The 13,961-nt window shown below is 41.2% G+C and carries 9 protein-coding genes and 2 tRNA genes; 4 read left to right on the forward strand and 7 right to left on the reverse strand.

Going from position 1 to position 13,961, the window contains the following annotated elements; translation table 11 throughout:
* Positions 1–38: 38 nt before the first annotated feature.
* From DYI03_RS11160 to DYI03_RS11195, 7 genes are all read right to left on the reverse strand, one after another.
* Positions 39–1,613, reverse strand: coding sequence for a DUF6850 family outer membrane beta-barrel protein (locus tag DYI03_RS11160; RefSeq protein WP_021668294.1), 1,575 nt, complete (start codon positions 1,611–1,613; stop codon positions 39–41).
* 1 nt (position 1,614) lies between these two features.
* Complete coding sequence (locus DYI03_RS11165; protein ID WP_004355424.1) at positions 1,615–1,992, reverse strand: hypothetical protein; 378 nt, start codon at positions 1,990–1,992, stop codon at positions 1,615–1,617.
* 40 nt (positions 1,993–2,032) lie between these two features.
* Entirely contained in the window at positions 2,033–4,741 is a 2,709-nt protein-coding gene (locus DYI03_RS11170; RefSeq protein WP_021668295.1) for a TonB-dependent receptor, read from the reverse strand.
* A gap of 243 nt (positions 4,742–4,984) precedes the next feature.
* Positions 4,985–6,094, reverse strand: coding sequence for a leucine-rich repeat domain-containing protein (locus DYI03_RS11175; RefSeq protein WP_025064639.1), 1,110 nt, complete (start codon positions 6,092–6,094; stop codon positions 4,985–4,987).
* Between the two features lie 714 nt (positions 6,095–6,808).
* Positions 6,809–6,890 (reverse strand) — tRNA-Tyr (locus DYI03_RS11185).
* A 10-nt stretch (positions 6,891–6,900) separates the two neighbouring features.
* A tRNA-Val gene (locus tag DYI03_RS11190) sits at positions 6,901–6,975 on the reverse strand.
* 281 nt (positions 6,976–7,256) lie between these two features.
* Entirely contained in the window at positions 7,257–9,938 is a 2,682-nt protein-coding gene (locus DYI03_RS11195) for a 3'-5' exonuclease (RefSeq protein ID WP_025064638.1), read from the reverse strand.
* Positions 9,939–10,164: 226 nt separating this feature from the next.
* Here DYI03_RS11195 and DYI03_RS11200 point away from each other — a divergent pair, with 226 nt between their 5' ends.
* From DYI03_RS11200 to DYI03_RS11215, 4 genes are all read left to right on the forward strand, one after another.
* Positions 10,165–10,650 carry a ferritin gene (locus DYI03_RS11200; RefSeq protein WP_021670111.1) on the forward strand — a complete coding sequence of 162 codons (486 nt, stop codon included), beginning with the start codon at positions 10,165–10,167 and terminating at the stop codon, positions 10,648–10,650.
* 345 nt (positions 10,651–10,995) lie between these two features.
* The gene (locus DYI03_RS11205) at positions 10,996–11,991 is read left to right on the forward strand and encodes an AAA family ATPase (RefSeq protein ID WP_036870513.1); all 996 of its coding nucleotides are present in this window, start codon (positions 10,996–10,998) and stop codon (positions 11,989–11,991) included.
* 19 nt (positions 11,992–12,010) lie between these two features.
* The gene (locus DYI03_RS11210; protein ID WP_021670114.1) at positions 12,011–12,880 is read left to right on the forward strand and encodes a DUF58 domain-containing protein; all 870 of its coding nucleotides are present in this window, start codon (positions 12,011–12,013) and stop codon (positions 12,878–12,880) included.
* A complete protein-coding gene (locus tag DYI03_RS11215) occupies positions 12,880–13,944 on the forward strand; it encodes a BatD family protein (RefSeq protein ID WP_004355232.1) in 1,065 nt (354 codons plus the stop codon). The genes DYI03_RS11210 and DYI03_RS11215 overlap by 1 nt, the downstream gene beginning before the upstream one ends.
* Positions 13,945–13,961: the final 17 nt, after the last annotated feature.

A 13,961-nucleotide genomic window follows, 5' to 3' on the forward strand; every position in this document is an offset into this window, starting at 1 on the left:
AATTTGTTATTATTCATTTTTTCTGATGATTATTGCGCTCAGAATACGATTCCTGCCGAACTGTTGATTTCTATCTGATGAATTGTCGGTGTATGACTATATTCGCTTCCGAAGTTTAAGAACAAGCCTACACCTTTCCACTTCTCAGGGGTATGGCAGATTTGAATTTGTGTGGCGAGTTGCCATAAATGTTCTGTTTTTGCAGTGTATGTCTCGTTCACCAGCTGTGTTATCTGCTTGTCCATGCAAGCATACGGCATAATGATTCTTTTTGAGTTGTTATGATAGTAGGCTGCATTTCCATTCCATTCAAAGAGCCAATGCGTATTGCTTCGCCACAGCCATTGTCCGCTTAGCTTTCCGTAGCTTTTCGTAAAAGCCATTTCTCGCTTCAAATCCACATATTCCGACTTTTCGTCTATAAATCCAAACCGTGCGTCAAGAGTAATGCAATGCTTTGTTCCCATGTTCAGACCTCCTCCGATATGAAGGTCTGTCTTTCGGTTTGAGAACATGGACAGGGTGATAAGTGATTTATATTCCGTACTCGACGAACTTCCTGCAATATGTTCGTTGCCTTTCCGATTCTCGTAGTTTACTCCCGAATATGCCGTCCAGTTCAAACGCCCCGAGTGCTTCCAACCAATCTGTGCGTTTGTCTGATAGACATTGAGCTGACTGATAGGAAGTGCATTGAGCTCGGTGAGTATGTTCTGATAAGGCATGTAGTTTTCTTCGATAGAGGCATAACATCCGCTTTCCTGCAAAGGAGTTAATTGAAAATCTACAATATATCCCGTTCCTTTATAGTAGGCAGAGCGTACAGCACCTGCAAAGCGTACATAGTCGGTACCGAGTCCTGTCATGTGAAATTCTGGAATCACTCCGAGTGGATTATAGAAATCAACATTATTGGTTTGTTTATAGGTGTGTCCTCCTATTCCTACGCCCAACCGATAGCGTTGCAAATCATAGGCAAGTCCTAAACGTAGCGTTATGTTGGTCGATATACCACGCGGTCTTGGATCAATCGTGCGATATTCGTGTTCTGCTTTGAAATCTAATTTGGCACCAAAAGTCCATTGATTCAGTTTCACTGCATAACCACCGTTGAAGGCATACTGCTCGTTTTCCATGTTTCCTCCAATGGTATCCGCCATTACATAGGGATAGAGAAGCTCGTAGTCGGAAGTTGAATTGAAGCGGATGTTACGTTTCTTTCCTATTTGGTAAGAAGCACCGCCCCATACTGTGTTGTGTTTATCTAATCGCAAATAAGATGCTACCCGAGCATTTACTAAGCTATGTCCGTTGCCTGTTTCCAGTTGGAAATGTCGGTTAGCATCTCTGTGTTCAAAGTTAATTCCCATCCGTGTGATGGAGGTATTGAAGGCATCTTGCATGAATGCGGGATTGTTTCTTGATTCTTTCAACACTTCGTTCCATTTGTTCTGATGTTCGGCTATTGCGGTAGTGTCCTTTGTTTGCGCAAAGGTTGGAGTTAGCAACAGCAGACACAGTAGCAAAACCGCCCATCTGCGCTTTGTCTTCCGTAAAGCCACATCTTTGGTAATGTCAGTCTTCTTTGTTTTGAATAGATAAGATTTATTCATTTTACATAAAGATTATTTCCGTATCAATCTTTACGGGATGTTCTACAATTTCAATATAGTTTTTCGATGTTCTGTAATATTTCACTTCTTCTTTTCCGTCAGGCATACGGCAGAGTAGGGTGCCTTCGGCATCAAGCATATAGGTGCCTCTAAGCAGCTCAATACTTACCGTGTTGCTTTTAAAATCTGATGTTGCATATTTGCGCCCATTTGATAAATTCTTCAGAATAACAGTTCCTTGAATTTTCAGCGGTGTGATGGTGTCTGGCACTTGAAGTGTAATGAACGCTTGTGTGTAATAATCGTCATTTTTCTGCTGGCAACTTCCTGCACCAAACAGAAATAGGATGACAATGAATATATATGATAATTGTTTCATTTTATTTTATCTTGTACGAGTGAAATAACAGCATCGTAAATTAAAGTTTTACATTCATTTCCAATCCGAAATATGGTGTAACATATCGGCGTATAACAAAGTTGTTTCGTTCGTAATCAGGATGTGCGTCCCACATCTTGTTTACAAATAGTGCCACCATGAGTTTGTCGTTGAATAGTTTCTTGGTAGCCTTGAAATTCAAATCCATACTGAAAGGAACAGTTTGTCGAAGAAACATTCCGTCGGTATAAGTTCTGACAAGATGCTGTAAATATAAGTCATGCGTGTCTGCTTCGGTAAATGGGTGAATATTTCCGTTCACGTCCATATATTTTAATGGGATGTTTTCTTTATACATGGATTGTTCAGCTGTTTGCCAAATACATTGTGCAGACAGCGAAAAACCCAATTTCAACTTTGGAATAGTGGTATCGAAAGTGAAATTTGTATTTACCATTTCTCTGATAAAGCCTTCGTCGTCCTTATAAATTCCTACTATTTCCATAGGTTCTCCACCTATCATCTTTGTTGGTTTATACATTATAGGGAGCGAATTGTGATATTCCGTAAGAAACCATGCACCGCTGACAGTAAGTCGTGTGTTGATAACAGGAAATCTGACAGTAGAGAGTATCCATTCCAATCCTCTTTTATATGTGCGACTTCCGTTTGATGAATGCTCATAATATCTCATCACATTCTTTATTTTATAAGGCAGCGTGTGAATATCGGGACGGTCGGAAAGCGCATCAGGATCTATTCCCGATGGGTCGTATTCTTTGTATTGATAAGGTGCATAAACACTCATTGAGCGAAATCCTGACTTCATATCTTCAACGAAATAGGTCATGGTGAGGCGGTTTCCTGCCCAGTCTATGTCTCCTTTCACCTCCCATTTTAGGTTGCGGGCTGCTTTTAAGTCTGGATTTGTTGGGTCGATAACGTAGGTTTGGAGATACATTCTTCTGTATTCCGGCTTTTCGTGATAATAGTTCAACTCGACAATATCCATATAAGCAGGCTCTGGGTAGAGTAGGTCGATGGTTGGAAACATGCTGTGCCAACCTATACCTCCCGTCAGGTTGATAGTCATTCTGTCTTTTCCAACCTTGAATGATGGAAAAGTCCAGCCTGCATTTATACGAGGGTCTATATTGACTTTTCTGTAGGTAGCGAAACGCTTGTCAATACCAGGCATTGTTTCTGCTCTTACTCCCGCTTCAATATCGAGCTTATTACTACCAATTCCCATACTTAACCGTTCTTCGGCATAAGCTGCTAACATTTGTGAAGCGGGTATGTCGGCATATCTGCGTGGGCGAAACGATGCACCTGTATAGACAGGGTGTAGTCGGTCGTAGATTTGTCCTTCTCCTAAATTACGATCCATCTGATAGTCTATACCTGTGAGCAATGTGTTTGAAAGCCCTTTTATGGGTGCGCTGAAAGTTGCGTTTGCTTTCAGAAAGAGACTTATGGGCTTGCCATCTACTGTATGTGTAGCAGTATATTTATAAGGAGTTATCAGTACGGCATCGCTTTCTCCTTCTGTCATCGTCATGGCTGCGGGAGTATCACCATCCAGTTGGACAAGTCGTGTGCGCTCCAGCAAATTCTTTTCGTAGGAGAATGATGCTGACAATTCTGCGCTCTTAAAGATAGAACGGTCGCTATTGCTGTTCATGTCGAATGCCCAGCTTGCAGCATAGCGATTATATTTGGACTTATATTTGTCTATTCCACCATGATTAAACTGTGGGTCTTTTTTGTCATTATCGAAAGAGCCGCCATAGTCAAGATTGAACGAACTGTTGAAGTTCAGAGGCTTTGTGTGCCATCGTTTGTTTAGACGTGCTGAAATAGTAATGCGCTGATAGGTTTCGAGCAGGTTTCTTGGCTCAGCTTTATTATTCAAATAGTCGGCACTCAGATTGAGCGAAAGCTTCTTTTCCTGCCATTCAAAGGCTTTGGAAAGATAAAATAGCTTGGTATCCATATCTGCCTTAAATCTTGCTGATATATCGTTTCCGCCTTTGCGACGTTTCACCTTCACCAAACCACTCGTTAAATCTCCATATTGCACAGACGGAATACCGCGTATGATTGTTACTTCTTGAATGTCATCGGTAGAGAGTGTGCGCATATCGACACCGGCATTTGCAAAATTTCTTTTACCCGATGTGCGGTCTATTGCTCCTGATAGATACTGCATATTACCATTTACGCTAACAGGTGCTCCGTCTATCACAAAGCGTGTACCTAATGATGTTGTGTTATATTGGTCGTTGCCTATCGGTACTTCTCTCAGATTTATGGTGTTGGGGACATTTAAGTGTGGGTCGTGTGCTCTACCACCTGGCAAAAGTTCCAATAAGTCTGCAAAACTTGATGGTTGCAAATGTTCCATAGCTTGCCTACTGATGGTGGAAGCACTCGAAAGTCCGTGTCCTTCCTGTGCAGTTACTACAACCTCTTGAAGGCTGTTTATGTTGGGTGAAAGATAATAAACACCTGCTTTCTTCGGTATAATTTGTAAAGGTTTATAACCGATATAGCTTATCTTTATGGTTTTATTGAAACCATCGGACAACACAAAACATCCATTCTGATCAGTAACAGCAATGATTTTCTTTGTTCCAACAACCATAACTGTTGCTCCGATTATAGGAGTTCGTGTTCCTTTTTCAAGTACCTTGCATTGCATTTGTGCCTGCATCTGAACGAAGAACAGGCATGCAAAAAATGTCATTATAATTCTTTCCACAACTCTTTTATGACGCCTTACATTTTAGTTTTAAGTCGGTGTTCATAATTATATATATATTCTTCTTTCACTTTCATTCTGAACACCTATTATAATTTTAAAAAGTTATCTTGAAAAGTTTCTTTCCATAGCTTTTCAAAAAAACATTAAGACTCCAAAGTTCATTGTTATCTTTCATGAACAGGTAAGCAATGGCACTTCGGAGTCGAAACAGTTTAATATTTTGAATTATTTGATAAGTATTTTCTTACCATTGTGGATATAAATACCCTTAGCAGATGGCTTTTCTATTCTACGTCCGTTGAGATCGTACCATGCGCCCTTATCTTCTTTCTGAATAGTCAGGTTCTCAATACCTGTCGGAACACCCTTGTATTCTTCCCACATAAAGAATTCCATAGAGCCTGTCGCCTGCTTTGGAATCCATCCGCGCGCCTTTACCGCTGCTGCTTGTTCTTCGGTAAGAACATTACCTTCGTCAGCATACAACTTGTTGTAAACACAGAACTCACGCTCTGTATCACCGCTTTCTTGTACCAATGAGGCAATTAGTTTGTCCATTGCTTTATCCTTGATTTGATTACCCCAACAGAAGAAAGCTTCCAATTTGGTGTTGTTGGTAACATCCAGTTCTGTAAGTTTGTTTCTGCTACATTCTAAGTGATTGAGTTTAGGATTCTTTGAAACATCAAGACTTTTTATACCATTGGCGTTTATCCACAATTCTTCAAGAAGTGGAAGCATTGTTACATCAATAGATTTTAAGTGAGGATTTTCACCAAGATTCAAATTTGTAATTAAAGGTTTGTTACTCAAATCAATAGAAGAAATCTTAGTACCCTGCAATGATATACTTGTGATTTTATCGGCTTTATCCATTTTTACATCACTAAGTTCTTTACAGTAACTTGCCCAAAGTACTTTTAGTTTTGGTGCTTGGTTAATATCAAGGCTTTGGATAGGATTTTCATTGATTCGCAGTTCATATAGCTCATCGGCTTTGTTCACGTCAATTTCAACCAATTTTTGATTTACGATAGATAAATAATCCACTTTGCCACGAATAGTTATTTCAGGAGAATTTATCTTCAGTATAATTTTCATGCTGCTTGACCATGTTACGGTAGCACCTTCAAATGAAATGTTTTTCCCCTCAGTAGGATCTTCATCCTGAACTTCGCCTTCTTCATCCAAGCCACCATAGATGAGAATATCCATTTTGATATTCTCACCTATGAGTTTGTCGGTCTTGATTTTTATAACTCCTTCTCCTATTTCTGCTCTTGCAGATGCAAAGAACATACTACAAATGATTAACAATAAGTAAAATTTTTTCATTCTTTTTTTTATTAAGTTATTTACTTCAATATCTTAAACCTGATTGACAATTAGACCCAATAAGAGTCTAATAGACCCAATAAGAGTCTAAGAAAAAATTGGTGCAAATATACAGACATCCCTTAATTTGCACAATACCTAAAATAAGGTAATTTGCACAATACCTAAAATAAGGTATTATGACCATCCATTGTAATTACCATCTTTGCTCATTTTGCAAATGAATATTAGAAAAAATCTACCAAAAGAGGGTGTGTCAAAATACTGCTTAGAACAAAACGCACTGTTATTTGTACAGTAAATGTCGGATGAGCCAAAAAAAATTGTTGTTTATAGGGTGGTTATTTCAATTGAGGTAGCCACCCTTTTTTGTTTTCCATACAAGGTGTTGCACTTTCGCTTCTTATGTCCACATATTCCACTTTGATGTGCCATAAGTCGGTGCTGATTTCTTTTTATTCGCAAAGGTAGTAAGGGGTTACGGCTTGCACAAGGTCTGTGCCTTTGGTTTGTACGGAAAATCTCCACACCTACATTTCATTTCAGGTAGTATTTTCCTACAAAACCTTGTGCTAGCTGCGTCCACTACCTTTTTATTGCTACAAAAAGGACGAGTTGTTGAGGGTTTTGCCCGAAAAATCAGCATACTCTGAACTTTGGGTGCATAAAAAAAAATGTTATTATGGAACAGCAGAAAGTAAATAAATAAATCTGTGGGTAGTGATGGATTCGAACCACCGAAGCAAGAAGCAGCAGATTTACAGTCTGCCCCATTTGGCCACTCTGGAAACTACCCTTTGGTGTTGTGGGCGTTGACGGATTCGAACCGCCGACCCTCTGCTTGTAAGGCAGATGCTCTAAACCAACTGAGCTAAACGCCCTTACGTTTCGTAAGTGGGTGCAAAATTACAGATTTTTTTTTGACTGTCCAAATTTTTGTCTTGTTTTTTTCTTTCTTTTTTTCTTTTCTTTGCTTATTTTAGAGCTTAGGAAGTCCTTTTCTCATTGACTAATAAGCGATTCCGTAATTTTTAATTTCTCTTCTCAATGGTTATATTTTTTCTTTCCATTCAGTTATATTTTCTTTTTGCTTCGTTCAATATTCTTTTCTCGTGAGCTTAAAAAGCCTTTCTGTTCGCTAAAAGGAGTCTTTCTCATCAGTTTAAAAGTGTTTTTCTATCGAACGCATGAAGGGTGTGATGTCGCGGCGGTAGGGAACACCATGCCAATCGCGGGCTTCCATGGCGTAGGCAATGATTAATCGGCGTTTGGCGCGCGACATGGCAACGTAAAACTTGCGGGCATCTTCGTTGTATTCTTGTACTTTTTTGCACATTTTGCTTGGATAACGACCGTCGGCAGCATCGAAAACGATGACGTTATCGAACTCTAATCCTTTGGCTTTATGGACGGTGGTAACGTAGACACGCTCCGTTATGCTGCGACTTTTACAGAAATCGCTTTCTTTCATGGTGGTAATTTCTAACAGATAGGTTGAAATTTGCTCTGAAAGAACATTTTTCACGCTTTCAGACACGATTAAATCCATTTGCAGATAGCGCAAAACGTAATCGATTCTGTCAATTTCTTTGATAGTTCCTGCCAATTTTAGTTCTTCATAGGCTCGTTTTAGTTCCTTGACCACTGCTTTTTCATCGTCTTTGTGGAGTGTGTAATAATCGTTTTTTGCACTGATATACAAGTCTTTATAGGCATCACGAAATTTCCGAACAAAGGGAATTACTCTTTTATGTTGCAGGAATTCCGCTTGTTTGGCTTGCTTTTTGGCAGCTTTTTCGGCGCATAGGGCGACCAAACTGATGGTTGCTGCGACGTCGTCAATGGCTTTATGCGAATTTTCGCCCACGAGTTGGAAGCGTTCCAAAAGCGTTTCCAACTTGTAAGAGGGTAGGTTGGGTTGCAGCAAACGCATGATTTTAAGCGAGTCGAACACAGGGTTGGCATGGTTTTCCATGCTGTCTTGGGCGTGGCGCAAGAGGTTGTAGTGCAATATATTGCGGTCGTACATCACGTTATGCCCTAACAAAGTAGCATCGCCCACATAGTTCCAAAACAGCTGAAACGCCTCATTCGGTTGGAGAAGTTCGCCCTTTGCCAACTTTTCGTGATAGATAGGGTAGAGCGGATTTTCGTTTTCGCCCAACTTTTCCAATATGGGTCGGTTGGTTTCGATGTACAAATCGAGGGGTTCGCCCACAGGTTTTCCGTTGTGCAAGCGTATGGCAGCAATCTCAATGATGTCGTCTTCGTAAACGTCAAGCCCCGTTGTTTCGGTGTCGAACACCACCATATCGCCCGAGAAAGCCTTTAAAAATTCTGCCGTTTCATTTGAGTTTTCGTAGCAAAGCAAGTCGGTTGGCGACAAAGCACACTCTCTTAGTTTGTAGAGAAACCGCCTTGTGAGCGCTTTAGAGTCGAATACTTTCAAGTCGCGCATGATTTCCGTCCACGCCAAAAGGTTGTGTTCGTTGGCGAGTACCATGAGGTGTGCGAGCAAGAGTTTCATGTCTTTGGAGTTGAACATGTCGCTTCCCGAAATCTTCAGATGCTCCACTTGTTCGTTTTCCAATGCCTGGCTCACCTTGTCGGCATCGGCATTCGAGTTCACGATGATGGCTGTCGTTTCGTCTTTGTGGGTTGTTAAAAGTCGGTGGGTTACACTTGCCACATGCTGCGTTTGTGCTTCCATGTTTTCATCAGCTATAATTAGCAAGTCGCCCGCTGTTGCTTGAGTTTTGTTATCAGTTGTTGGCAGCAATTCACGGTCAATTTTTAATTGGTCGGCAGCATAGTCGTTGAACACGTCCAAGAGGTATTTTGGCGAGCGGTGGTTGCGCAAAAGGTGGTGAATGTTGCCCTTGCAGCGCACTTTCAGCAAACTAAGAATTTCAACTTTCGCCCCCATGAACGAGAAAATGGCTTGCTGTTCGTCGCCAAGATACATCACCATTGGGTTGTCTTTCGCCACAAGCAAGTCTACAATCGCCAATTGTAACGGATTTAAATCCTGCACTTCGTCCACTTGAACCCACGCATAATGGCGCACATCGGGATTGTTTCTATATATATTATAGGTGAAAATGAGCAAATCTTCAAAGTCCAACATGTTGTGTTCCGCCTTGTAACGATTGAAATTCTTGGCATAAAACATCTTCGAAATCAGCTTGTTGAGTTTCCTTTTCAGTGCATAATCAATGTTGCAAGCATTGGCTTCGTCGGCATAATTCTCCGCATTGTGATAGATTTCCAGCACCGTATTCCGCTTATAATCCATTTTTTGCACCTTACAAATATGCTTCAATGCCTCACGGTCGTCCTCGGTAAAACATTCAGGGTGAACGAAAACCTCCCACGGTTGTTGGTCTTCCATTTGTTGAAGGAAGTGGGCAAAATGTATAATTTCGTAGTATTCCCTCTGTTGGGCGTAATTATTCATCACCGCTTCCTCGCTCTGTTGTTTGTATTCGGCAATGATACTCACACATTCTTCTTCGTCAATAATCGATGTTTCAGCAGGAACAACCCCTTCATCGAACAAAAATTTTGCACAAAAATGGTGAACATTGCCCACTTGTAAAGCCGAAAAATCCTCTGCTACCACCGATTTTATTCTGCTGAGCATTTCCCTTGCCGCCCGATTGGTAAACGTCAGACACAACATATCCTCGTAAGCAATGCCTTGTAGGCGAGCCTGTTTCACACGTTCTGCCAAGATATGCGTCTTGCCACAGCCAGGAGATGCCAATACAAGGTGGTGTCCCGTTTGCGCATCGACCACTTTTTTCTGGCTATTGTCTAAAAGATTGTAGGAGTTTTCTGCCATTTGTGCTTCTTGTTTAAGTTTTCGATGAAAAACATGTTTGCCAACAAAGGTAATCATTTTCTCGTAAAAACACCAATGAATCTGTATGGTAAGATTAAACTTGTATTAATTACAAACTTTTCTTTGTTTTTAATTTGGTATTGTCAAAAAAAAGGTTTACATTTGCATATATAAATAATAACAAATGCGGCGAAAAGTCGCAATAACAAACAAAAATTAGAGTATTATGAATATTAATCAAGCAATGCAAGACGCTTTCAATGAGCAAATAGCAGCCGAATTTTGGTCATCACATCTTTATCTTAGTATGGGTCTTTACTTCCGCAAGGAAGGTTGGAACGGCTTTGCCAATTGGATGTTTAAGCAAGCTGAAGAAGAAAAGGAGCATGCTATGGACATGGCTAACTATGTAATCAATCGTGGTGGTGAGGTTACAATAGGAGAAATCAAGGCTGTTGAAACAAAATGGGACGGTCCAAAGGAAGTTTTTGAAGCTACTTTGAAGCACGAACAAGCTGTTACAGAAATGGTGAACAAGCTCGCTGACGTTGCTGACGAACAAAAAGACCGTGCATCTCAGAACTTCATCGCCAAATATATTGACGAACAAGTAGAAGAAGAAAAGAATTGCCACAATATTCTTTTACTCTTTAAGCAAATGCCACACCACACTATCGCTCATATTGATAGAAAGTTGGGCGAACGCGCATAAAGAAAAAAGGGAAGAGGTTCTAGTGATTCTATTTATACTAGTCAGGACTAGGTTCACTATCTTTTCCCTTAGCTAAACAAAAACAGCCTGTTTTGAAAGCCAAAACAGGCTGTTTTTGTTTTCAAAACCCCCTGTTTTCCATTTTTTTGTCCATCTAACAAAAAAAATAAAGCCAAAAAGCACTTTGAAACTGCGAAATATCTTGAAAAAACCACCATAATCAGTAAAATTTAATTTACACGTTCAATTTTTAATATTATTTAGTTGGTAGGGCGAGCGGATATTCTTTTTAATGTAGTACTTTTGCGTAAGAATAAAAAGAAGACAGATAAAAACAGAAGAAATATGGCAGAAGCTATTGACATTCGTGAACTGAATATAAGAATAGAACAAAAAAGTGCTTTCGTAACCAATCTTGTTACGGGCATGAACCAAGTCATTATCGGACAACAACACCTCATCGATTCGTTGCTCATCGGGCTACTTAGCGACGGTCATATCCTCCTTGAGGGTGTACCAGGATTGGCTAAAACATTGGCTATTAAGACCCTTTCGCAACTCATTGACGCACAATATAGTCGCATACAGTTTACTCCTGATTTGCTTCCTGCCGATGTTGTGGGAACACAAATCTATTCGCAGAAGGACGAAACTTTCCAAGTGAAGAAAGGTCCTGTATTCGCTAATTTTGTTTTGGCAGACGAAATCAACCGTGCACCAGCCAAAGTGCAGAGTGCTTTGCTCGAAGCCATGCAGGAACACCAAGTAACCATTGGCGAAAAAACGTTTGCTTTGCCAACGCCTTTCATGGTCATGGCTACGCAAAACCCTATCGAACAGGAAGGTACCTATATGTTGCCAGAAGCACAAGTAGACCGTTTCATGCTTAAAGTAGTCATCGATTACCCTACATTGGAAGAGGAAAAACGTGTCATTCGTGAAAATTTGCGTGAGCATTTGCCAACTGTTTTGCCTGTTACAACGGCGCAAGACATTTTAGAAGCCCGCAATGTGGTGCGTGAAGTTTACATCGATGAAAAGATAGAACAATACATTGCCGACATCGTTTTTGCTACTCGCTATCCAGAACGTTACGGCTTGCACAGTCTTGAACAAATGATAACCTTCGGCGGTAGCCCTCGTGCAAGTATCAATCTTGCCAAAGCTGCCCGTGCCTACGCCTTTATTAAGCGTCGTGGCTACGTTGTTCCCGAAGATATTCGTGCTGTGGCACACGATGTTTTGCGCCACCGCATCGGTTTGTCTTACGAGGCTGAAGCCAGCAATATGACCAGCGAAGCCATTGTAAGCGAGATAATTAACAAGGTGCAAGTACCTTAATAAACGATAGGAAGAACCCATGAACGCCACCGAATTGCTGAGTCGAGTAAGGAAAATAGAGATTAAGACCAAGCGTCTTAGTCAGAATATTTTTGCAGGGCAATACCATTCTGCCTTCAAGGGGCGTGGTATGGCGTTTTCCGAAGTGCGCGAATACCAATACGGCGACGATGTTCGCGATATAGAATGGAACGTAACGGCTCGTTTTCACCACCCCTTTGTCAAGGTGTTCGAGGAAGAACGAGAACTCACAGTGATGTTGCTCATCGACGTCAGTGGCTCGTTAGATTTCGGTACAACCCACCAAATGAAGCGCGATATGGCAACAGAAATTGCGGCAACGTTAGCCTTTTCAGCCATACAAAACAATGATAAAATAGGCGTTATCTTCTTTTCCGACCGAATTGAGCAATACATCGCACCCAAAAAGGGACGTAAACATATCTTGTACATCATTCGTGAAATGTTGGATTTCAAACCCGAAAGCAAGAAAACCGACTTAAACGCTGCCATAGAGTTCCTTACTCGTGTGGTGAAACACCCTTGCACAGCCTTTGTTTTAAGCGATTTCTATGTGCGTTCCGACTTCCAACAAGTCTTGCAAATAGCCAATCGCAAACACGATGTCATAGCCCTTCAAGTCTACGACCCACGTGCCAAAGAGTTGCCCGATGTAGGATTGATGAACGTTACCGATGCCGAAACGGGTCATGAAATGCTCATCGACACCAGTAGCAAGAAGCTCCGCACGGCTTATAAAGCCAATTGGTTGGAACGACAGCACACCTTACAAACGATTTTCACCAAGAGTAATGTCGATAATATCAGCATTGCTACCAACGAAGATTACGTTAAAAAACTCATGATATTATTTGCCCAACGAAGCTAATGAAGAAATATTTGTTTACCATATTGCTCCTTTTCAACGCTTTACTTGCCACGGCGCAAGTGGAAGTGAAGGCCGCTTTGGATTCAACGAAGATTTTAATAGGCGAACAAATCCATTGGTCGGTATTGGTTTCTGCACCCAAAGGCGCAAAAATAGAGTATGCTCAATTTGCCGATACCACTAACATTCCACATGGAATAGAGGTGTTGGAGCAACACATTGACACCCTTCAACAAGGCAACAACCCTACAATAGCTTTCCGCCGCACCCTTACAGCATGGGACACACGCAACTTTGAGTTGCCAGCCGTTACGGTAAAGGTAAACGGAAAAACCTATACCACCTCTAAACTCGCTTTCGATGTTAAGGAAGTAAAGGTGGATACCACCGCAAACGCTAAGGCTCGCCCCGAAGACGGTATACAAAAACCACCTTTCTTGTTAGACGAATGGTGGCCCTACTTCTGGTTAAGTGTCTTTGTTTTGCTGCTTTTAGGCGTGGCTTACACCATACATTTGCGCTTAAAAAGTCAAAAACCACTCGTCAAAGCACGCCAACCAGAGCGCAAACTCTTGCCACACGAAAAGGCAATGCAGGCTATTCAGATGGTGAAAGCAGAGCGCAACGAGGTAGCAGCCGACCAAAAGGCTTATTATACCGCCTTGACCGATATTCTTCGTGAATATTTGGAAGACCGTTTCGGTATCAATGCTATGGAAATGACCTCGGCAGAAATCGTGGAAACCTTGCGTAAAGAGGGCGATAGAGAGAAAATAGAAGAGTTGGAACGTGTCTTTGCTACTGCCGATTTGGTGAAATTTGCGAAATATTCAACCCAAGACAACGAGAAAGACTACTATCTTGGCAACGTCGTGGAGTTCATCGAAGAGACAAAAGCAGGCTATCAGCCACCGAAAGAAATAAAGGAAACCAAAGCAGAACAAGAAGATAAACGCAATCAACGTATGCGCCTTATCTTGCGTTGGTGCAAATATCTTGCCCTCGTGGCAGCCATAGCGTTGGGCGTAATTGCCGCTATGGGCATTTGGGAACTAATGAATTAAAAGGAGGAAGTGTAACA

Source organism: Prevotella disiens (assembly GCF_900454955.1).
GTDB classification, from domain to species: Bacteria; Bacteroidota; Bacteroidia; order Bacteroidales; family Bacteroidaceae; genus Prevotella; species Prevotella disiens.